The organism is Polynucleobacter sp. KF022 (assembly GCF_027924105.1).
Lineage (GTDB): Bacteria > Pseudomonadota > Gammaproteobacteria > Burkholderiales > Burkholderiaceae > Polynucleobacter.
The window spans coordinates 524,555-545,582 of the sequence record NZ_AP026972.1; the positions used below are offsets into that span (position 1 = coordinate 524,555).

The following is a 21,028-nucleotide window of genomic DNA, read 5'->3' on the forward strand; positions in this document are numbered from 1 at the left end:
AAAACATCTCACACACAACACTAGCAGCACCACAAATAACAGCCAATTAGGCGCTGTGTAAACACACTAAACGCAGCATTTCAAACTTAATGGAACAGTAGCACCCAAACCAAACATTTAAAGGAACCAATCAACATGGAACAGAACATAAACAAAACACGCAAACCAAAGACTCCAAGGCGTGTAGACCCAGCCAAAAGGGATGTTCGCAAGGCTGATACCACCAACTTGGATGTAGTTAAATTAGCCCGCACCTATTGGGAAATGGCGGATCTGCTTGAGGGTACGCTCGAGAACCTAACGCTTCATAACTCGCAGCGAAAAGTAAACCTAGCGCTCATGTACAAGTGCCGCTTACAGGCCAAATCACTCTGGCATCACATGGAGCCCCCACGTAAGGATTGCTTTGTGAGTTACGAGCTAACCGATCAAATGTACCGAGCAGCGCTGGAGGAGGAGAAAAGACGTATATCTAGGGAATCGGCAGCGGTCCCAAGAACTAGGGAGAAAATCCACTTTAGTTAATTAAGTATGACTAGAGCTGCTTTTTAATTTTTTGTAACTCAGCCGCACTCAGCTTTGCTAGCTGAATAATCAGATCTGCCAAGGCCTCGTTTTCGCAATACAAGTATGCCAATGGAACGTTTAATGCTTTAGCAATTGCTTTTGAGGTTGGGACAGCGGGCTCGTGGATTGAGCTCTCATACCGACTAATTCGCGTACCTGCCGATCCTTCCTCCAGCCCAATTAATACACCCAGCTTTTCCTGAGATAAACCCTTGGCTAGCCTTGCAGCGTAAATGCGGGCACCAATGGGAGAGCTTGTTTGGCTAATTACGGCCTTTTTCATGCCTACGATATTCGTAGGTTATGCTTGTGTTGTCCTTACGATTTTCGTAGTATTTATAAAGTTCGTAATTAAATTAAAACTACTCTGGCTTACTCCATGAAACTTTCTCTTACCAGCTCTCTTCTGACTTCATTAGTGTTGGTTGCTGGCTGCAATCAAATGCGCCCTCAACAAAATTACAGTTCTAACGTGGTAGGCGGGCAGTCGGCTAATACGCAAAATCAAATGACTCTTGCAAACAAGGCTTACAGCGATTGTGGAAAGCAAAATCGTGAAACTCCGAGTGGAAAAATTGTTACCTCTAGCATCCTAGTTTCTTCGGATGCGCAGCCGAATAAGCTGGAGCTTCTATCCTCAAAATCGAAACTTAATGAGTCACAAAAAAAGGCTTTCAAACAATTTCTATCTGACACCAACCGGTGCAGAAATATGCGACTTGATGATTTGAAGGGAACTCCCTATTTGTCATTAGTACAAAAAGATTTTGCAAGCAAGGATGTTATATATGGAAAGTTGCTTTCAGGACAAATGGCAATTGGGGATGCGAATGCAGCACTTAAGCAAATAAACATTAAAACCGGTGATGATATGCGGGCCGTAAATCCACAGCCTGTTAGGCCCCAACCAGTTGCAACCCCTCAGACGCCTGCAGGCCCCGGAAATGTGATCGGTCAAACTTTCGATAGCCAAGCAAATGGAAATATCTATCTCTACGATGGGCCCTGCAAACTTCCTAACTACGCAATCAGTTATCCATTGCGTTGGGATGCCAAGAGGGCAGATAACGGGTCCTTTATTGCGGAGGGTTGCTACACACTCAATCAGCAACAAGTAACCATGATTGCAGGTACCGGTTTAACTGTTAGCCGGCCAATGTCCTTGTTTCAAGGTGGCGGTAAGTCGGTTTTTCAATCATTTAGCGAAGGGCTACAGAGAGCCACAACCTATTGGAATAACTCTGCAGCTGAAACCCAAAGAAACACCACGAACTTAACCCCCGGCATGACTGGTGGAAATGGCATGAACTGTACGCCAGATGGCCGTGGCGGATATAACTGCAGATAAGAGGAAATGATGAAGAGAAAATATCTAACACTGACTACATTAGCTTTTTTGTGTTGTGAGGTGATGGCTCAGGCAGCAGTTATTGGCCGGACCTATGATTCACAGGCCAATGCTTACTTCACTTTATACAGCTCGGGGTGTAGAGACTCTCGTTTTTCAGGCTCATTTCCATTCCATTGGGAGGCGACGAGCCCTAATGGAGTTGTGTTGAATGCACCAAGCGGACAGCCGATGGTTGGGTGCTACGCCTTGAATCAGCAAACATCTCAAGTCATGCTGAATGCAAATGGTCAAGTATTGCCATTACCATTTTCTGGATTTGCAATAGCATCAAATCAGACTCCAGGTGGCGGTATTTTAGATTTTCTTAGAGCGATTGGTGATGGGGTTGGAAGGGCTTCAAATTATTACAACAACTCAGCAGCACAGACACAAAGAAATACTACAAACCTTACTCCGGGTTTAACTGGCGGCAACACTATGAATTGCACGCCAGATGGCCGTGGCGGATATAACTGCAGATAGTTACCAACCCTTTAATACTGGCGCCTGCGGGGCCTGACGTGGCGCGTTGATAGTGGTGTTGGGTACTGGAGGTGATGGAGTAATTGAATTAGTGCCTTGATAAGCGCCAGCAGGGCTGTAGTAATTAGTTTGCCCGTTATCAACCTGCGAAGACCCTACATTCTGGCCTTGAGCGTTGTAGGTGTTTGTTACACCGCTGGGGCTGGTCTGCTGGTAACCCCTATACTGGCCATTGGCATCATAAATAGCCTGAGCCATCACATTGGTGCTGATAAAAAGTAGAATGAATAGGTATCTCATGGATAAATCATACCCCTAAGCCAATGACTTGCAATACCCAAAACCAAACCTCTATTAAAGGTGTCAACTAAATGTCTTTTGTTGTGTTCCTCGTTCTTGCTGGCGTTGGTTTACTTATTGCGTTTAGCTTTATTAAAGTTGCCTTTGACGTCTTGCAGGGGATAGTTAAGCTGTTTGATTTTTATGCAGGGAAGTTGGTTGGGGTGCTTACCAAAATGCTAGGCCAAGGTAGTTCTCCAGCAGTAATCAAACTCGATCCAAGGCTGCTCGATATTAAGTTGTCCACTGGGCATGAAGAACAATTAAAAGCTCTATCAACTTATTCAGCCAGCTTCGCACCAATCAAAACAGTACGTGCTCCAGTTTGGGTTAGGCCAGCAGCACTATCAGTTCACCAATATGACCCATCTGCTGCAACGGCGATCAGTATTGAAAGCCTGTCAGAGATGCTCACACCATCGCCATCAATCAAAGCATCACTTGAAAATGCGTTAGCTCAGATCAAACCGTTCCCAGAAGCTGCGCCTGTTAAAGGTGAGCCAGTTAAACCGCCGCCTGAAGCACCAGTATTAGTACCAACATCAGACATAGAGCCACCATCAATAGACATCCCGTTGTACACCGGCTGGAAGTCATTCTTAAACCGTTTTGTTATCGCGCAATATGCCGATCAAGTTAAACAGGTTGAGAAGGCAGAAAAAAATCGACTGACCTTGTTGGAGTTTGAACAGTCCAGAGCGGCAGAGTTTCAAGCCGCCTCAGAGAAAGCCAAGGCCATTTACGAGAAGCTGCATAAACAACAAGAGCTAGATTTTGAAGAGCAACACCTGCGCTGGAGAAATTTAAAAGAAGCATGGGAAACCGAAGCAGAGAAAGATCGAGTAAAGATTCAAGAAGAGCTCGACTTACTTACTAGCGGTGATTTGGATTCAATGGCTTCGATACTATTTAAGTACCTCAAGCTACCAAGATGGGTTCCAACTGAATACGAGATTGGTTATGACCCAGAGGCCGACATTGTTATCTTGGAGCATGAGCTGCCTGACGTTGGTGCTGTTGTGTGGCAGAAGTTTGTTGAACAAAAAGCAGGCTACGTTAGAAAGCCAGCAAACCAAAAAGAATCCAAGCAAGCCGCTGAGTTGCTTTATCCAACTCTGGCATTGAAGTTGTCCTATGAGATATCCACACAGTTAAACCTGAGTGATCAGAAAGCCATTGTGTTTAATGGATGGTCTAACTTTGTGGTCAAGGCAACAGGCAATCAAAAACGCGCTTACTGTGTTGCACTCATGTCCAAGGTAAGTCAGCTAAAAGAACTAAATCTTGCGCAACTCGATCCACTAGTAGCATTTGGTTCATTGAAAGGTGTTGCTGCCAAGACGTTAGAACTCACGCCAATCGCACCAGCCATCACGATCAATATGAATGACCCGCGTTTTGTAGATAACAAAGAGATAGTTGGTAAGTTATCAAGTGAGCAAAATCTGGCGAGCATGGACTGGGAAGACTTTGAACATCTGTGTCGCGAGTTGTTTGAGCGTGTGTTTGCCTCTAATGGCGCAGAGGTAAAGGTTACTCAAGCCTCCAGAGATCAGGGTGTCGACGCTGTAATCATGGACCCAGACCCGATCCGTGGCGGCAAGATGGTAGTTCAAGCCAAACGCTACGTTAATACTGTGGACGTATCCGCAGTTAGAGACCTTTACGGCACCATGATGAATGAGGGGGCTATGAAAGGTATCTTGGTCTGCACAAGCCAGTTTGGCCAAGAGTCATACGCTTTCATCCAAGGTAAACCGCTGACCTTAATTAATGGTAATGAGTTGCTTGGGCTACTAGAGCAGCATGGTTATAAATTCCGGATTGATTTGGAAGAGGCCAGAAAGATGATGAAGGACGCAGGTACCACTGTGGCGGGTCGGAATAAATACGCTGGTGTGACACACTTCAAAAGCGAGGAATAAAAGATTGCTCTACTCAATTCTGAGGGATTGAGTGGTGTGGGTGCCAAGCCAAAAAATTACAAAAAATTCTGAGAAAAACCGCTTTTTAGCGTAGCGAGTTTCTTGTGCTCGGTTTTGAGCACCCCCCAGCTTAGTCTTGTCCAGAGACTCATGGAGGACGCCCTATACAGGACCCATTTAGGTGTATCGCCTAAATAAAAAGCCCCCCTAGGCTATTACACTCTAAATGATGGGTAATAATTGCACTTAATCTCCATATCAGGGTTACATGTCACGATGTTGGCTGGTGTTGGTGCATCTTTTGCGGCCTTTATCTGGCGTCGACGTACTTGGCCTCTGATTGCACCGGTCAGCAAGGTTGCAGCAATCTCTGGATTCATCACGGCATTTGTTTATGCATGGTTAGCCGGCTTTCAGATTCCGGCACAAAGAACTATGTATATGGTTGGTGTCGTAGCTTTTGCCTTATGGACCGGCAGAAATCCTCGATCGTTTGATATCTGGTGGTGGGCCCTCGCCTTTGTATTGCTGGTTGATCCTATGGCGCCATACACACCTGGCTTTTGGTTATCTTTTGGCGCAGTGGCTGCCATCTTGTATGCGATGGGTGATTCATCTGGTTTGGTGGGGGTTCCAACCGGCAAAGAATTAGAGGTGCATTGGCAACAACGTATGTTGCAAGCCCTAAAGGAAGCGTGTCGCGTGCAGGCTGTTATCACTCTTTCGCTCCTACCATTTACTTTGTATTGGTTTTATCAAGTCTCTATTGTTTCGCCATTAGCAAATGCATTTGCTATTCCATTGGTCAGTTATATCGTTACGCCACTAGCAATTCTCGGAGCCATGCTCCCAGAATTTATTGGGCGTTGGTTGATATGGCCCGCCCATGCTGCGATGGAATATTTGGCAGTTGTGCTTGAATGGATGGCGGGCTGGAGTTGGTCTGTGGTCTGGTCAAAGCAGCCGGAATGGTGGGCGCTATTGATCTCTGGATTAGGAATTGTTTATGCGATCCGTCCAGGTGATATTTTGGATGCATGGAAGTGGAGGGTGCTGGGCATTGCCTTTTGCATCCCGTTATTTGCTCCAGCGATCCAGCCATTAAGTTCATTTCTCCTTGGTCATGGAGAATTTAGAGCAAGTGTTCTGGATATCGGTCAAGGTACTGCAGTGCTTATTGAGACTAAAAACAGAAGACTACTTTATGACACTGGACCCATTCAGGGTAAGAAAGATGATGCTGGGCAGAGAATTATTTTGCCCTATTTGCGTGGCACAGGAATCGATCATATAGATCGCATGGTAATTAGTCATAGTGATAGCGATCATGTGGGAGGGGCTGCAACATTACTCAAGCACATTCATTTTGATTCGATGATCGGTTCCTTACCCAGCAACAATCCTTTATTACAAAATTTGCAAGCCAGAAAAGTCCCAAGTATTCCCTGTAGATTTGGGCAACGCTGGGAATGGGATGGCATCGAGTTTGTCATTTGGCATCCTCATGAGGCAACGATATTTTCTAATCAACATCCTGAAAAGCCCAATGAGATGAGTTGCGTGCTAGAGGTCCGTAACAAACAGAGTTCTCTTTGGTTGACGGGCGATGTTGAAAAACAAGGTGAAGCTGAGATTACTGAGCGATTAGACGATGTAATGCTGCAAGAAATTGGTGATAGAGAGTTGATTTTTATGGCACCCCATCATGGCAGCAAAACATCTTCTTCGTTGGCGCTTCTAAGACGATTAAATCCTGATCAAGCATTTGCACAAAATGGTTACCGCAATCGTTATGGGCACCCTCATGCGGATATAACGGCGCGTTACCGATATTTGGATATCCCCTTTTATCAAACGCCTGAAACAGGAGCGCAGAGTTGGTTATTTAAAAGTAATACCAAGTCTTCGACACAATTTTGGCGGCATGATATAAAACGTCTATGGCATCGATAGATGTGAAATGAATCAAAAGGATTTGCAGATGAATAAATTACTAGCCCTATGCTCCTTAGTTATTGTCGTTACAGTTGGTTGTGCTGGCGCGAATGTGCGCCCCTTGGTAGATATGAAGGGTGTAAATGAAAGTGCATATGAAAAAGATCTAAGTGAATGCCAGGCTTATGCACAGCAACAATCTGGCATGGGTGAGACTGCTGCTAAAGGGGCTGGCGCTGGCGCAGTTGTTGGTGGCTTGTTAGGTCTTGTTACTGGTGGTAATAAAACAGGTATTGCCCAAGCAGCTGGTGCTGGTGCGGTCGTTGGTGCTGCTGGAGGCGCCTTTACAGGCAACCAAGCTCAGGAGGCGGTTGTGAAGAGGTGTCTGAGTGGGCGCGGTTACAAGGTTTTGAATTAAACCCAGACCTAAATAGTCCATAAGCCCGAGAAATCAGGCTTTTTTAATGTCCAGAAAAGCAAAAAGCCCTTAAATATTAAGGGCTTAGTACGTAATTCTTGGTTGCGGGGGCAGGATTTGAACCTACGACCTTCGGGTTATGAGCCCGACGAGCTGCCAGACTGCTCCACCCCGCGTCTGAAGCTGAAATTCTACCATTTTTTGGGGGTCTCTGTCGAGGTATTCCTGTAAATAACGCATAAATAAGCGGTTTTTCATTAGAAATTCTGGATTTGATGCCCCCTTAGAAGGAGTAACATATTGCCACGCAACATCACCTTAAGGTTATGAGATGTCAATTAGTAATCCAGAGTTCTCAAGCTCAACGCTTCTAAATCCAGTAGAGGTGAGTGGACCTGAGGGCGAGCATAAAAAAAGTCTTGGCGTAATGATGCTTGCGGCTATCGGCGTTGTCTTTGGTGACATCGGTACCAGCCCCCTATACGCACTTAAAGAGTGTTTTGATCCTCATCATGGCATTGCTTACACACCAGAGGCTTTGTTTGGCGTGATCTCCATGATGATCTGGGCCCTGATCTTGGTTGTAACTGTTAAATATGTCTTGTTTGTAATGCGTGCGGATAATAAGGGTGAGGGCGGTGTTCTTTCTCTCATGGCTCTTGCTTTGCGCTCATTTGATAGCAAATCCAAAAGCTATTTCTTTTTCATGATTATGGGTATGTTGGGCGCTTGCATGCTTCTTGGTGAGTCCGTAATTACTCCAGCCATTTCTGTTTTATCAGCAGTTGAGGGTATTGAGATTGCTACACCAGGCTTGCATAAATTCATCATACCTATCTCATTGATTATTTTGGTGGCCTTGTTCCTGATTCAAAAATATGGAACTGCTGCAGTAGGTAAATTATTTGGCCCAATCACATTAGCTTGGTTTCTGACATTGGCTGCTTTGGGCGCCTGGAACATTGGTGATGCACCGCAAATCATTGCGGCCGTTAATCCTTTATACGCTGTTAATTTTGTGATGTTGCACCCTACGACTGCTTACATCGTGATGGGCGCAGTGGTACTGGTTGTGACGGGTGTTGAAGCCCTCTACTTAGATATGGGTCACTTCGGACGCTCACCCGTTAGATATGCGTGGCTATTGGTTGTTTTACCAAGCTTGCTGATTAATTATCTCGGTCAGGGTGCATTAGTTCTCTCTGATCCTGAAGCGATTAAAAATCCGTTCTACTTAATGGTTCCAGAGTGGGCTCTTTGGCCTGTAGTTGGCTTGGCAACAGCCGCCACTGTGATTGCATCTCAGGCCGTAATTTCAGGGGCATATTCATTGGTGAGCCAAGCTATTTTGTTGGGCTTTATGCCACGCATGAATATTCTTCATACCTCTGATTCCGAACAAGGGCAGATCTATATTCCGCTTGTGAACTGGGCGCTCTTGTTTATGGTGGTCGTCACCATTATAGAGTTTAGAGAGTCAGTAAATTTAGCGGCTGCCTATGGTATCTCTGTGACATCCACAATGTTAATCACCACGATATTGTTGGCTGTTGTGATGTTCCGCGAATGGAAAATGAATTTTATTTTGGTGGCCTTCATCACTGCTTCATTCTTCGTTGTTGATTTTGCTTTCTGGACCGCTAATCTTATTAAGCTAAAGGATGGTGGTTGGTATCCGCTCGCGTTGGGATTGCTCTGCTTTACCTGTTTAATTACTTGGTATCGAGGACGTCAAATATTGCGTAAGCGCGCTATGGAAGAGGGTATCCAGTTAAGTAGCTTCATCGGTGCTTTATTACAGCATCCTCCCCACCGGGTTGAAGGCACTGCAGTCTTCTTGACTGCCCACGTAGACTATTTACCAGTTTCCTTCTTGCATAACTTGAAGCACAACCATGTCTTGCATGAGAGAGTATTTTTTCTCAAAGTGAGTATTTGGGATGTGCCTTACGTAAACGACAAGGATCGCATTACCTTGAAGGATCTCGGTGGAAATATCTTTGTTGTGCGAGCTATTTACGGCTTTAAAGAAACGCCAGATATGGGAACTATTATTCAGCTGATTGAAACCCATTTCGATATGAAGTTTGACATGATGAACACCTCATTCTTCTTATCTCGCGATACTATCGTTCCATCAGCAATACCGGGTATGGCGATGTGGCGCGAAAAGTTGTTCTGCTGGATGTATCAAAATGCAGGACGCCAATCGAACTTCTTTAAGATTCCTGCGAATCGTTTAGTTGAGTTGGGTGCAAAGGTCGAGATTTGAGAAAAAATATTTTGCTTCAAACAAAGATATTTATTTCAATATTTTTGTTATCGACTGCATTAAGCGGCGTTGTCTTGGCAACTCCTGCAGAAGAGGCTGAGCTCGAGCAGTTGGATAAGATTGAGCAGGAGTTAGAGCTCCAGCGTGAGTGGGCGAAGTATCGCTGGGGTAAAGCTTCCTCTGATTGTTACCAAAATTATTGGGTGAATAGCTGCCTTAAGGATGCTCGCGCTACTTATCGTAAAGAAATTGATCCGATACGTGATCAAGAAGTAGCAGTACATGAAGTGCAACGTAAGTTACGCGAAAGCCTCAAGAATCAAGAAGATATCAAGCGCGCCGCCGAGAGGGCATCACCAGAAAAAGCAGCTGAGCGTGCAGCAAATCAGCGTGAATTCGAGCAGAAGCAAAAAGATGCTGCTGCTAGAGCTGCTGATTTAGAGCAACGTCGTAAAGATGCCCCTAAGCGTGCGCAAGAAAATAAAGCGGGCACTCAGCTCGATTAATGTTTTACTAAATTTAATTTCATTAGGTAACTCTTGGCTAAAGTCAAAACGGTTTATATATGCCAGTCTTGTGGCGGTACCTCTGCAAAGTGGCAGGGTCAGTGCCCATCTTGTCAGGCCTGGAATACCTTGGAAGAGGGTCTTCCAGAAACCACCTCGAATGCTCGATTTCAGGGGTTGGCGCAATCGTTGCCACGGCAAAAGCTTTCTGCCATTACTGCTGAAGATTTGCCAAGATTCAGTACTGGAGTAGAAGAGTTTGATCGCGTACTAGGCGGAGGTTTAGTGCCTGGTGGCGTAGTGCTCTTGGGTGGCGACCCTGGAATTGGTAAATCTACTTTGTTGTTGCAGGCGCTTGCCGAGATGAGTGCTGCCGGTATGAATGTCCTCTATAGCAGTGGCGAAGAATCGGCTGCTCAGATTGCATTACGTGCAAAACGTATTGCATTGGACGCTCCTCAATTAGAGGTCTTGGCAGAGATTCAGTTGGAGAAACTGATTTCGATAATGGATTCCGTGAAGCCACAAGTATTGGTCGTGGACTCTATTCAGACTTTGTACTCAGAGGTACTCAGTTCGGCTCCTGGTTCTGTAGCCCAAGTGCGCGAGTGCGCAGCCCAATTAACCAGAGCTGCTAAATCGAGTGGCATTTGCGTATTGATGGTAGGTCACGTGACTAAGGATGGTCACCTCGCTGGCCCTAGAGTTTTAGAGCACATTGTTGATACTGTTTTGTATTTTGAAGGTGACACCCATTCTTCTTTTCGTTTAGTGCGCTCCATTAAGAATCGTTTCGGTGCTGTCAATGAGTTGGGTGTATTTGCCATGACAGAAAAAGGCTTGCGGGGCGTTACTAATCCATCAGCTATTTTCTTGTCACAACATGAGCAAATGGTTCCAGGCGCTTGCGTACTAGTCACGCAAGAAGGTAGCAGACCTTTGTTGGTAGAGATTCAGGCCCTAGTTGATACAGCGCATGTACCCAATCCTCGCCGCTTAGCTGTTGGCCTGGAGCAGGCTCGCTTAGCCATGCTCTTGGCGGTATTACATCGTCATGCCGGCGTGGCTTGCTTTGATCAGGACGTTTTCTTAAATGCGGTAGGTGGCGTCAAGATTTCTGAGCCAGCTGCGGACTTAGCCGTCTTGCTAGCAATTCAATCATCGATTCGTAACCGCGCATTACCAAAAGAGTTAATCGTGTTTGGTGAGGTTGGTTTGGCTGGAGAGATTCGCCCTTGTCCCCGTGGTCAGGAACGTTTGAAAGAGGCGGCTAAGTTGGGCTTCACCGTAGCCATCATTCCAAAAGCCAATATGCCTAAAACTAAAATTCCAGGCTTAAAGGTAATTCCAGTTGAAAGAATTGATCAGGCTATTGCCGCAGCTGCAGAACTGAGTTAACTAGCGCAGATCTTCCGCCTGAATCAATAAGACTTGTTCTTCGCCTGCGGATACTTCCATCCAAATCGCAGGGATTTGTGGGAATGCATTCTTAAAGTTCTCATACTCATTCCCAATCTCGAGCAAGATAGCACCGCGCTCTGATAAGTAATCAGGCGCTTGAGCAAGAATACGTCTGATTAAATCCATGCCATCATCGCCACCAGCTAAAGCCAACTCTGGCTCTGCGTGATATTCAGCGGGGAGAGTGCTCATAGAAGCAGTATTTACATAAGGCGGATTGCAAATAATGAGATCGAAGAGATTATCTTCATTTGGCTCTGGCAGCGCATCCCAGAGATCTCCGTCTAAAAGTTCTACTTGGGAGTTCAGGCCATGGCGATCCACGTTGCGCGCTGCAACTGAGAGTGCGGGCATGCTGATATCGCAAGCGCTCACATGAATATCAGGGCAAGAAAGCGCCAAGAGGATTGCGAGTGAGCCATTACCGGTACAAAGGTCTAGCGCTTTGCCATCAGCTGGTAACCAAGGCTCTAGTGAGCCATCAACGATGAGCTCAGCAATCCAGGAGCGCGGCACAATACTTTGCTCACTGCAAAAGAATGGCACACCCATCAGCCATGCTTCGCCCAAGATATAGGCTAGTGGCTTGCGAGTAGAGATCCTGGTATCGGCAACGGCAGATGCTTTTTGCTGCTGCTCTGCAGTGATTGCATCGTCTAAATGATCTAGTGCTTCTGTTGGGCTGAGGCCAAGTTGTTTGCTAACAATCCACAGAGCTTCGCTTTGTGGATCGATTGCCCCATGGCCGTAGTGCAAATTTGCTGCTTCAAGATTTTGTGCAATCTGATCGATGCACTGGTTCACGCTAAGGTGTTGCTGAGACTCAGGGTCCATGATGGGAAGGTTCTTTAGAAAAAAGTGAGCGCTGAGTTAATCGATTAAGCGATTAACTGCTCGAGGGTCTTGCGATAGATATTTTTGAGTGGCACTACGTCATCCACAATGACACACTCATCGATCTTGTGACTGGTGGCATTCAGAGGGCCAAACTCCACAACTTCTTTACAGATCTTGGCAATGAAGCGTCCATCGCTTGTTCCACCAGTGGTGGAGAGCTCTGTATCGATATTGGTTTCTGCTTTGATGGCCTTGCGTAATGCGCCGGCTAAGTCGCCATCACCGGTAATAAATGGGCTGCCACCCAGAACCCAATCAATTTCAAAATCAAGACCAGCATCCTGAAGGATCTTCTCTAGGCGCTCACGTAATTGCTCTGGCTTGCTTTCAGTAGAGAAGCGGAAATTAAAGTCGATAACGAGTTCACCAGGAATAACGTTGTTTGCGCCAGTGCCGGCGTGTACGTTAGAAATTTGGAAGCTAGTAGGCTGAAAGTATTGATTGCCTTTATCCCATTCGGTCTCTACTAATGCAGAAATCGCTGGTGCAGAAAGATGAATGGGGTTCTTGCCTAAGTGAGGGTAGGCGATATGTGCCTGAATACCTTTTACTCTGAGCTTGCCCGATAGAGAGCCACGACGACCGTTCTTAATCATGTCGCCAAGCTGATCTACTGATGTGGGCTCACCGATGACGCAATAGTCCAAACGTTGACCATGCTTTTGTAAACGTTCACACATGATGACTGTGCCATCATTCGCAGGACCTTCCTCATCACTGGTGATTAAAAAGGCAATGGAGCCTCGATGATCTGGGTGCGCAGTGACAAATTCTTCCGTAGCCACTACAAAACCAGCGAGGGAGGTTTTCATATCCGCCGCGCCACGTCCAAAGAGCATGCCGTCACGAATCGTTGGTGTAAATGGGTCGTTCGTCCATTTTTCTAATGGGCCTGTTGGCACTACATCGGTGTGTCCTGCAAACACTAAGACTTTGCCTTGATCACCAGCTTTACCTTTTTTAATCGCCCACAAGTTTGTTACCTGAAAATTTTCAGGGCCACTCACCACGCTCTCAGTATGAAAACCAAGTGCTTGAAGACGTTTTGCAATTAAATCTTGGCAGCCACCATCAGCCGGTGTTACGGAATGGCAGGCGATGAGAGCTTCGGTGAGCTCAAGGGTGGCGCTCATAGACTTAACTTAATCGCGAAGTAATTCGTTAATGGCAGTCTTTGCTCGTGTTTGGGCATCAACCTTCTTCACGATGATTGCCGCATACAAGCTGTATTTGCCACATGCAGATGGAAGTGATCCTGGAACTACGACAGAACCTGCTGGTACGCGACCGTAGTGCACTTCACCAGTTTCACGATCATAGATCTTGGTGCTTTGACCAATGTAGACGCCCATAGATAAAACGGCGTTTTCTTCGATAACTACACCTTCAACTACTTCTGAGCGGGCGCCGATGAAGCAGTTATCTTCAATAATGACTGGGCCAGCTTGGATAGGCTCAAGAACACCGCCAATACCAACGCCACCAGAAAGGTGAACGTTTTTACCAATTTGAGCGCAAGAACCTACAGTTGCCCAGGTATCAACCATGGTGCCTTCACCTACATAGGCGCCAATATTGACGTATGAGGGCATTAAAACGGCATTTTTGCCGATAAATGAGCCGCGGCGCGCTACGGCAGGCGGTACTACCCGGAAGCCACCAGCAGCAAAGTCGGCCGCTGTGTAGTTTTCAAACTTGCTTGGAACCTTGTCATAGAACTGGGTATATCCACCCGCGCTCATGGGTTTATTGTCTTCAAGACGAAAAGAGAGCAAAACAGCCTTCTTGACCCACTGATTAACCTCCCACTTGCCTACGTCGCGGCGCTCAGCCACGCGGATAGTGCCGGCATTCAGACCTTCTAGGACCGCATTTACGGCATTACGGACATCCCCGGGGGCGCTATCTGGGGAGAGGTTTGCGCGGTTTTCCCAGGCTTGTTCAATGATGTTTTGTGGTGATTGGCTCATGCTTTTTAGTTAACTATCAGATTGTTAAGGGATTTTGTCCCTGGGGGTAGATTTATCATTATATAGATGGGGCAAAAACACGTCTAAGCACCCTCAAGCTTGCTATCATCTTCCCACTTTAGCTTTAATTTTTACCCCTTTATTTGAACCTCTTTTTTCCCTGCAAAGTACGCCGTGCAACTGAAATCCATCAAACTTTCCGGCTTTAAGTCTTTCGTAGACCCAACCCATTTTGAAATGCCTGGCCAATTGATTGGCGTTGTGGGTCCTAACGGTTGCGGAAAGTCGAACATTATTGACGCCGTTCGCTGGGTTTTAGGCGAATCCCGCGCTAGCGAATTGCGCGGTGAATCCATGCAAGACGTAATTTTTAATGGCTCAGGTTTACGCAAGCCATCTGGTCGCGCCAGTGTGGAACTCATTTTTGACAACACTGAAGGACGTGCTCAAGGTCAGTGGAGTGCTTTTACTGAATTAGGCATTAAACGCGTTTTAACTCGTGATGGAAATTCTAGTTACTACGTGAATAACCAAGTGGTACGTCGTAAAGATATTCAAGATATTTTCTTGGGCACCGGTATGGGTCCAAGAGGTTATGCGATTATTGGTCAAGGTACGATCAACCGCATTTTGGAAGCGAAGCCAGAAGAGTTGCGTGTGTTCTTGGAAGAAGCTGCTGGTGTTTCTAAATATAAAGAGCGTCGCAAAGAAACCGCATCACGTTTAGAAGATACCGTAGAAAATTTAACTCGCGTTGAAGACATCTTGCGCGAACTCGATCAACAACTCACTCGTTTGGAAAAACAAGCGACTGTTGCTGAGCGTCACGCCGAACTCTCTACGCAAATGAAATCACAACAGCAGCTGTTGTGGTTTGTGCGTCAGACCGAGGCTGGTAAAGAGCAAGAGCGTCATGCCAATGGCATCCGCGACACCCAAGTGGGCTTGGAAGAGCAGACTGCAAAGCTCCGTCATGCCGAGGCTGAGCTCGAGACAATGCGAACTCAGCAGTACGCATTACAAGATAAAGTTTCACAAGCACAAGGCGATTTGTATCAAACCAATTCTGATGTAAGTCAGGTTGAAGCGCAGATTCATTATGTGCAAGAAGCACGTCAGCGTTTGCAGCAACAAACCCAAGATTTACAAGCTCAGTTACAACGTTGGACCGTGCAAGAGACTGATGCAGCGCAAGCGCAGCGCACTACTGAGCATGAGCTGTCCTTAGCTGCCGAAAAAGAGCAAACACTATTAGCAGATTTAAATGGCTTGCAAGAGCAGATGCCAGGCCGTGAAGAGGCATATCAAAATGCCTCACGCGAGCTAAATAGTGCACGCGATGCATTGGCTTCAATTGAGCAACGCTTGGCAAGTTTGGGCGAACGTCTTCGCTCAATGTCTGCTCAGTCAGATGAATTGAAAGGGCGCGAAACTCGCCTTGTTGGTGAATTCGATGGCCTGCGTCGTCCAGATGCTGAAGCCTTACAGATGGCAATTGATCGTCAAACAATGGCTGCTCGCAAAGTGGAAGAAGCCAAAAATCGTGCTGTTGAAACTCAGCAACGCGTTCCTGCTGCTGATGAAGCGCGTAACGCTGCCCAGCAAAAAATTCAGGAAGCAAATCAGGATTTAGCTCAAACCGAAGCTAAATTAACCGCATTAACAGCCTTGCAGGCTAGCGTTCAGGCACAAGGCAAGATTGGACCTTGGCTAGAGAGCAAGGGCCTTAAGGAAAGCAAGCGTCTTTGGCAAGAGCTCAAAGTTGAGAGTGGCTGGGAAGCTGCACTTGAGTCAGTATTACGTGAGCGTTTAGCTGCGGTTACTGCAAAGAGTGCCCAAGAAACATTGGCCTTGGCTAATGATGCGCCTCCAAGTCGTTTGGCAATTTTGCTAACCGAAGAAATTACTCCGGCGCATACATCCGCTCCCGCTGACTTCACGCCATTATTGAGCCGCGTGCAAAGCGCAGGCGCAGCAAGACTCACTTCAGTATTGCAAGAGTGGTTGGACAATATTTATATTGCTAGCAGCCTCGAAGATGCTTTACATCGTCGCGAAAAATTACCTGCTGGCGGTGCATTTGTGACTCAACAAGGTCATTTAGTTAGCCGTGTTGGCGTGCAACTTTACGCTGCTGACTCTGAGCAGGCTGGTATGTTGGCGCGTGCTCAAGAGATGGAAAGTCTTGAGAAGCAGTTGCGCGCGCAGCAGCTCATGCAAAGCGAGCTGAAGGGTGAGTTAGACCAATGTGTTGCTAACTATCAAGCAGCGCATCAGGCTGCAGAACAAGCTCGTGAGAATGCAGAGCATGCTGTTCAAGAAGCGCATGGCTTTGAAGTAGAAAGAATGCAGTTGACTCAGGCTGAAGAACAATACAGTCAACGCGCAGCGCAAATTCAGGGCGAGTTAGGTGAATTGCGTCAGCAAATGGAGCAATTAGCCCAGACTCAAGAGCAGTCGGCTGCCGAGTTACTTGAGTCAGAAGAATCAAAACAGGGCTTACAAGAAGCCTTGCAGGTTGCACAAGAGAAGTTGGAGCGTTCTACCGAAGAACGCGATCGTTTACGTGAATCGCTCCGTGCTGCTGAGATGGCTGCACAAGAGGCGGCATTTGCTACACGCTCTTTGCAGCAGCGTATTGCTGACTTGCAACGCGATCAAAGTACTGCGCGTACTCAGATCATGGAGATCCAAGATAAGCATGATGCCGCTGCTCAAGAACTCGAAACTTTGAGCGATGAAGAAGCGCAAGATAAATTGCAGGGCTTATTGCTAGCACGCAGTGCACGCGAAGCAGCTTTGGCAAATGCCCGTACTGAGCAAGATGCTTTACTCCATCAATTGCGTGAAGCAGATGAGTCTCGCATGCAAGTGGAGCGTAGTTTGCAGCCAATGCGTGACAAAGTGGTGGATCTGCAATTGCGTGAACAAGCTGCACGTTTGAACTTTGAGCAATTTGCTACTTTATTGTCTGATGCTGAGGCTGATCTCACTGCGCTTGAAGCAAGCTTCAGCCCTGATCTGAAGGTTGGCGCATTGCAGAGTGAAGTGAATCGCTTGAATACAGAGATTCAGTCACTAGGCCCAGTCAATATGGCTGCTCTAGATGAGTTGTCAAGTTCGCGTGAGCGTAAACAGTTCTTAGATGCACAATCTGCCGACTTGAATGAGGCGATGCAGACTTTGACGGATGCGATTGCCAAGATTGATGCAGAGACCCGTGATTTATTGCAAGGTACCTTCGATCAAGTTAACGGCCATTTTGGAAAACTGTTCCCTGAATTGTTCGGTGGCGGTCATGCTGAGTTGGTGATGACAGGCGAAGAGATTTTGGATTCCGGTGTTCAGGTGATGGCGCAGCCTCCTGGCAAGAAAAACAGCTCTATTTACCTCCTCTCTGGTGGTGAAAAGGCTTTGACTGCTATTGCCCTAGTGTTCTCACTCTTCCTTTTGAATCCAGCTCCATTTTGTTTGCTGGATGAGGTTGATGCACCATTGGATGATGCAAATACCTTGCGTTATGCAAATCTAGTTGCCAAAATGTCAGATAAGACACAGTTTTTATTTATCTCACATAACAAGATCACTATGGAAATCGCCCATCAATTGATTGGTGTCACGATGCAAGAGCAGGGCGTATCCCGCATTGTTGCTGTGGATATCTCTTCTGCGGTATCAATGGTAGAGGCTGCCTAAATGTATGTAGAACAAATCATGACGATGTTGGGTTTGTCTGATTTGCAATTGGCGCTGGCCGTTATTGGTCTTCTAATTCTGATAGCCGTCGCTATTCTGAACATTAAGTACGCTCGTGCACGTCGCAAAGCAAAAGAAAATGAATATGCTTTGGATGATCGTTTTTCGCGTGAGCCTAGCTTTATCCAAGGTTTTGCAGACGCCGATATCTCTGGTAGAGCAGAGCCAAGTTTTGGTGAGTCCTTAACCACAATCTCCGCCCCAGAAAAGTTCGCGATTGATCCGCGTATCGATTGCGTTATTACCTTGCGTTTTGATGAGGCCATCAGCGGCGCAGAAATTTTGGCGGAAATTAATGCTTGGACCGACCTTGAAGCCCAATCTACAGCGCGTTGGATGTGCGAAGGTTTAAACGCGGATGTTGATGCTGCTGAAGATTGGGAAGAATTAAAGTCTGAAGGATCTTATTCAGAGCTACAGCTAGCCATTCAGTTAGCTAGTCGTAAAGGTCCAATTGGTGTTTTGGAGCTTTCTGATTTCTGCTCTCGTACCCAGGCTCTTGCTGAAACTTTGGGATCACAAATTGATATGCCTAGCGTTAGTACCATGTTGGAAAGCGCTAAAGAGTTAGATGTGATGGCTGCGGAGAGTGATATTCAATTGAGTATCAATGTACTGTTTGACGAGCCATGCCCTTGGGGTAACTTTGATGCGTTGATGCGTCAAAGGGGATTCAAGTTATCTCGCAACGGACGCCAATATGAATACCTCAGCAAAGGCTTAGTACTTTTCAATAGCGCTGACTTGGATCCAAATAAGTCCGTAACTCAAGTCACTTTGTTACTAGAAGTTCCTTTAGTTCCGCAAGATGAGCGCGCATTTGAAAGAATGCTCTCTGAAGGTGTGGAGATTGCACAAGCTGCTCATGGCCGCTTGGTAGATGACAATGGTATTAACTTAAGTGAAGCTGCGGTAATAAGCATTCGTCAGCACCTTGATGTTCTTTATGCCAATCTTGAGAAATCCGGCATTCCTGCTGGATCTTCTACATCCAGCAGACTCTTTAGCTAGGAAATTACTTTGTCGTCCAATAGTCCGACAAATTTAGCGGAGCGTTACGCATTCTTGCAAGCCGAGCTCGCCCGCCTTGAGCATGCTTACTACGTTCTAGACAATCCACTCCTGCCTGATATTGAGTATGACCGCCTCTATCGCGAGTTATTGGATATTGAGGCTGCTCATCCAGAGTGGATCACCCCCGAGTCCTTATCTCAGCGTGTAGGTGGGGCAGCATTAAAAGAGTTTGATTCGGTTACCCATGCGGTACCCATGCTCTCCTTAAACAATGCCTTTGAAGATGCCGAGCTGATTGCTTTTGATCGTCGTTGCCGTGAGGCACTCCATACAGATCATGTGACATATGCTGGTGAGCTGAAGTTTGATGGCTTAGCTATCTCTCTTCGTTATGAAAACGGCTCATTAGTAACCGCTGCCACTCGTGGTGATGGAGCTAGTGGTGAAGATGTCACGGCCAATATCAAAACAATTCGTGCTATTCCGCTCAAACTCACTGGAAAAAACATTCCACAAGTCCTAGAGGTTCGTGGCGAGGTCTTTATGTATCTAAAAGATTTTGAGAAGATGAATCGACAGGCAGCAGAGTTGGGTGAGAAGGAGTTTGCCAATCCCCGTAATGCAGCAGCAGGTAGCCTGCGTCAATTAGATTCGAAGATCACCGCAAAACGACCGCTGTCATTCTTTGCTTATGGATTAGGCGCCCTAGAGCCGCAGTCTTGGCTACCCAAAACTCATGAAGAGTTGCTAAATACCTACGTAGATTTGGGTTTACCAGTGTGTTCTGAGCGCAAAGTGTTGCACTCAGTAGAAGAGATCTTGGCCTTCTATAACGAGATAGGCGCTAAAAGGGATTCATTACCATATGACATTGATGGCGTTGTCTATAAAGTGAACTCATTCGCCGAGCAAGGTAAGTTGGGATTTGTCTCGCGCGCTCCTAGATTTGCGTTGGCTCATAAGTACCCAGCGCAAGAGGCCCTAACCACCGTCTTGGGTATTGATGTACAAGTGGGCCGTACAGGTGCAATTACCCCAGTGGCAAGACTTGCCCCGGTTGAAGTGGGTGGCGTTACTGTTACCAATGCCACGTTACACAATGAAGATGAAGTCAAACGTAAAGATGTACGCATTGGGGATACTGTTTCTGTTCGTAGAGCAGGTGATGTAATTCCTGAGGTGGTTTCGGTAATTAAGGATCGCCGTCCAGTAGATGCAAAAGAATTTGTCATGCCAATAAATTGCCCGGTATGTGACTCTCATATCGAGCGTTTAGCAGATGAGGCTGTAGCACGCTGTAGTGGCGGACTCTTCTGTGGGGCTCAGCGCAAACAGGCTTTAATTCACTTTGCTCATAGAAGAGCGCTTGATATCGAAGGCCTAGGCGAGAAGATTGTGGACCAGTTGGTGGATAACAATTTGGTTAGAACACCAGCAGACCTCTACAGATTAGGCTTCACAGCGCTAGCCAATCTTGAACGTATGGGCGAGAAGTCAGCAGATAACCTCATTCAAGCAATTAACCAATCTAGAAATACTACCTTAGCCCGATTTATCTTTGCCTTGGGTATTCGTCACGTGGGTGAGACCACTGCCAAGGATTTAGCCAATCACTATCAGTCGATGCATGCATTAATGGATGCAAATCTCGAAGACCTACTAACAGTAAAAGATGTTGGCCCTGTAGTTGCTGACTCCATCACGAGTTTCATGCAAGAGGCCCACAATCGTGAAGTAATTGAGCAACTCTTAGCCTCCGGAATGCAGCTTGCAGTTGAGGAAAAAGTGATTAGTGCTGCCGTTGCAGGTAAAACTTTTGTGCTGACCGGCACATTCCCAACAATGACAAGAGATGAAGCTAAAGATCTTCTAGAGAAGGCAGGTGCCAAGGTTGCGGGATCAGTTTCAAAGAAAACAGACTATGTCGTTGCCGGAACAGATGCTGGCAGCAAGCTCACGAAAGCAGAAGAATTGGGCGTTTCGGTGATTGATGAAGCGGCAATGTTGGAATTACTTAAGTAGGTGATTTCCTACAAAAATATCAGGTAGTCAATCTCCCCCTCTCTAGATAAGCTCAAAGCTTTGAAGGGGATAT

Annotated in this window: 17 protein-coding genes and 1 tRNA gene; 12 read left to right on the forward strand and 6 right to left on the reverse strand. The window is 46.5% G+C overall.

Features of this window, described 5'->3' with window-relative positions:
- Window positions 1-135 precede the first annotated feature (135 nt).
- The gene (locus PKF022_RS02785; protein ID WP_281777137.1) at window positions 136-525 is read left to right on the forward strand and encodes a hypothetical protein; all 390 of its coding nucleotides are present in this window, start codon (window positions 136-138) and stop codon (window positions 523-525) included.
- A gap of 10 nt (window positions 526-535) precedes the next feature.
- Here PKF022_RS02785 and PKF022_RS02790 read toward each other — a convergent pair whose 3' ends face one another.
- Window positions 536-850, reverse strand: coding sequence for a helix-turn-helix transcriptional regulator (locus PKF022_RS02790; RefSeq protein WP_281777138.1), 315 nt, complete (start codon window positions 848-850; stop codon window positions 536-538).
- Window positions 851-946: 96 nt separating this feature from the next.
- Between PKF022_RS02790 and PKF022_RS02795 the strand changes: the two genes are divergently transcribed.
- Both PKF022_RS02795 and PKF022_RS02800 read left to right on the forward strand, forming a co-directional pair.
- Window positions 947-1,915: a hypothetical protein gene (locus tag PKF022_RS02795; RefSeq protein ID WP_281777139.1), complete on the forward strand. Its 969-nt coding sequence runs from the start codon at window positions 947-949 to the stop codon at window positions 1,913-1,915.
- 6 nt (window positions 1,916-1,921) lie between these two features.
- Window positions 1,922-2,440: a hypothetical protein gene (locus PKF022_RS02800; RefSeq protein WP_281777140.1), complete on the forward strand. Its 519-nt coding sequence runs from the start codon at window positions 1,922-1,924 to the stop codon at window positions 2,438-2,440.
- Here the strand turns inward: PKF022_RS02800 and PKF022_RS02805 are convergent, their stop codons facing one another.
- Window positions 2,441-2,740: a hypothetical protein gene (locus PKF022_RS02805; protein WP_281777141.1), complete on the reverse strand. Its 300-nt coding sequence runs from the start codon at window positions 2,738-2,740 to the stop codon at window positions 2,441-2,443.
- A 71-nt stretch (window positions 2,741-2,811) separates the two neighbouring features.
- Between PKF022_RS02805 and PKF022_RS02810 the strand changes: the two genes are divergently transcribed.
- The 3 genes from PKF022_RS02810 to PKF022_RS02820 all read left to right on the forward strand — a co-directional run bounded on the left by PKF022_RS02810 (window position 2,812) and on the right by PKF022_RS02820 (window position 7,057).
- Window positions 2,812-4,704: a restriction endonuclease gene (locus PKF022_RS02810; RefSeq protein WP_281777142.1), complete on the forward strand. Its 1,893-nt coding sequence runs from the start codon at window positions 2,812-2,814 to the stop codon at window positions 4,702-4,704.
- Window positions 4,705-4,944: 240 nt separating this feature from the next.
- On the forward strand, window positions 4,945-6,657 hold the full coding sequence (locus tag PKF022_RS02815; protein WP_281777143.1) for a DNA internalization-related competence protein ComEC/Rec2: 1,713 nt from the start codon (window positions 4,945-4,947) through the stop codon (window positions 6,655-6,657).
- Between the two features lie 28 nt (window positions 6,658-6,685).
- Entirely contained in the window at window positions 6,686-7,057 is a 372-nt protein-coding gene (locus PKF022_RS02820; RefSeq protein ID WP_281777144.1) for a glycine zipper family protein, read from the forward strand.
- Window positions 7,058-7,156: 99 nt separating this feature from the next.
- Here PKF022_RS02820 and PKF022_RS02825 read toward each other — a convergent pair.
- Window positions 7,157-7,233, reverse strand: a tRNA-Met gene (locus PKF022_RS02825).
- A gap of 254 nt (window positions 7,234-7,487) precedes the next feature.
- Here PKF022_RS02825 and PKF022_RS02830 point away from each other — a divergent pair.
- From PKF022_RS02830 to radA, 3 genes are read left to right on the forward strand one after another with little or no spacing between them, the layout of a single operon-like run.
- A complete protein-coding gene (locus tag PKF022_RS02830; protein ID WP_281777458.1) occupies window positions 7,488-9,329 on the forward strand; it encodes a potassium transporter Kup in 1,842 nt (613 codons plus the stop codon).
- Entirely contained in the window at window positions 9,326-9,835 is a 510-nt protein-coding gene (locus PKF022_RS02835; RefSeq protein ID WP_281777145.1) for a hypothetical protein, read from the forward strand. The genes PKF022_RS02830 and PKF022_RS02835 overlap by 4 nt, the downstream gene beginning before the upstream one ends.
- 33 nt (window positions 9,836-9,868) lie before the next feature.
- Window positions 9,869-11,233, forward strand: a complete 1,365-nt coding sequence (radA, locus tag PKF022_RS02840; protein ID WP_281777146.1) for a DNA repair protein RadA — start codon at window positions 9,869-9,871, stop codon at window positions 11,231-11,233.
- On the opposite strand, the gene prmB is transcribed toward radA, so the two are convergent.
- The 3 genes from prmB to dapD are packed head-to-tail and all read right to left on the reverse strand — an operon-like array spanning window position 11,234 to window position 14,163.
- Window positions 11,234-12,130 (reverse strand): 50S ribosomal protein L3 N(5)-glutamine methyltransferase, encoded by an 897-nt coding sequence (prmB, locus tag PKF022_RS02845; protein WP_281777147.1) that lies wholly within the window; start codon window positions 12,128-12,130, stop codon window positions 11,234-11,236. It abuts the gene before it with no gap.
- Between the two features lie 44 nt (window positions 12,131-12,174).
- Window positions 12,175-13,326: a succinyl-diaminopimelate desuccinylase gene (gene dapE / locus PKF022_RS02850; RefSeq protein WP_281777148.1), complete on the reverse strand. Its 1,152-nt coding sequence runs from the start codon at window positions 13,324-13,326 to the stop codon at window positions 12,175-12,177.
- Window positions 13,327-13,335: 9 nt separating this feature from the next.
- Window positions 13,336-14,163 carry a 2,3,4,5-tetrahydropyridine-2,6-dicarboxylate N-succinyltransferase gene (gene dapD, locus PKF022_RS02855; RefSeq protein ID WP_216231477.1) on the reverse strand — a complete coding sequence of 276 codons (828 nt, stop codon included), beginning with the start codon at window positions 14,161-14,163 and terminating at the stop codon, window positions 13,336-13,338.
- Window positions 14,164-14,337: 174 nt separating this feature from the next.
- Between dapD and smc the strand changes: the two genes are divergently transcribed.
- From smc to ligA, 3 genes are read left to right on the forward strand one after another with little or no spacing between them, the layout of a single operon-like run.
- The gene (smc, locus tag PKF022_RS02860; protein WP_281777149.1) at window positions 14,338-17,859 is read left to right on the forward strand and encodes a chromosome segregation protein SMC; all 3,522 of its coding nucleotides are present in this window, start codon (window positions 14,338-14,340) and stop codon (window positions 17,857-17,859) included.
- Window positions 17,860-18,930 carry a cell division protein ZipA C-terminal FtsZ-binding domain-containing protein gene (locus tag PKF022_RS02865; RefSeq protein ID WP_281777150.1) on the forward strand — a complete coding sequence of 357 codons (1,071 nt, stop codon included), beginning with the start codon at window positions 17,860-17,862 and terminating at the stop codon, window positions 18,928-18,930.
- Between the two features lie 9 nt (window positions 18,931-18,939).
- Window positions 18,940-20,955, forward strand: coding sequence for an NAD-dependent DNA ligase LigA (gene ligA, locus PKF022_RS02870; RefSeq protein WP_281777151.1), 2,016 nt, complete (start codon window positions 18,940-18,942; stop codon window positions 20,953-20,955).
- The last annotated feature ends 73 nt before the right edge of the window (window positions 20,956-21,028 follow it).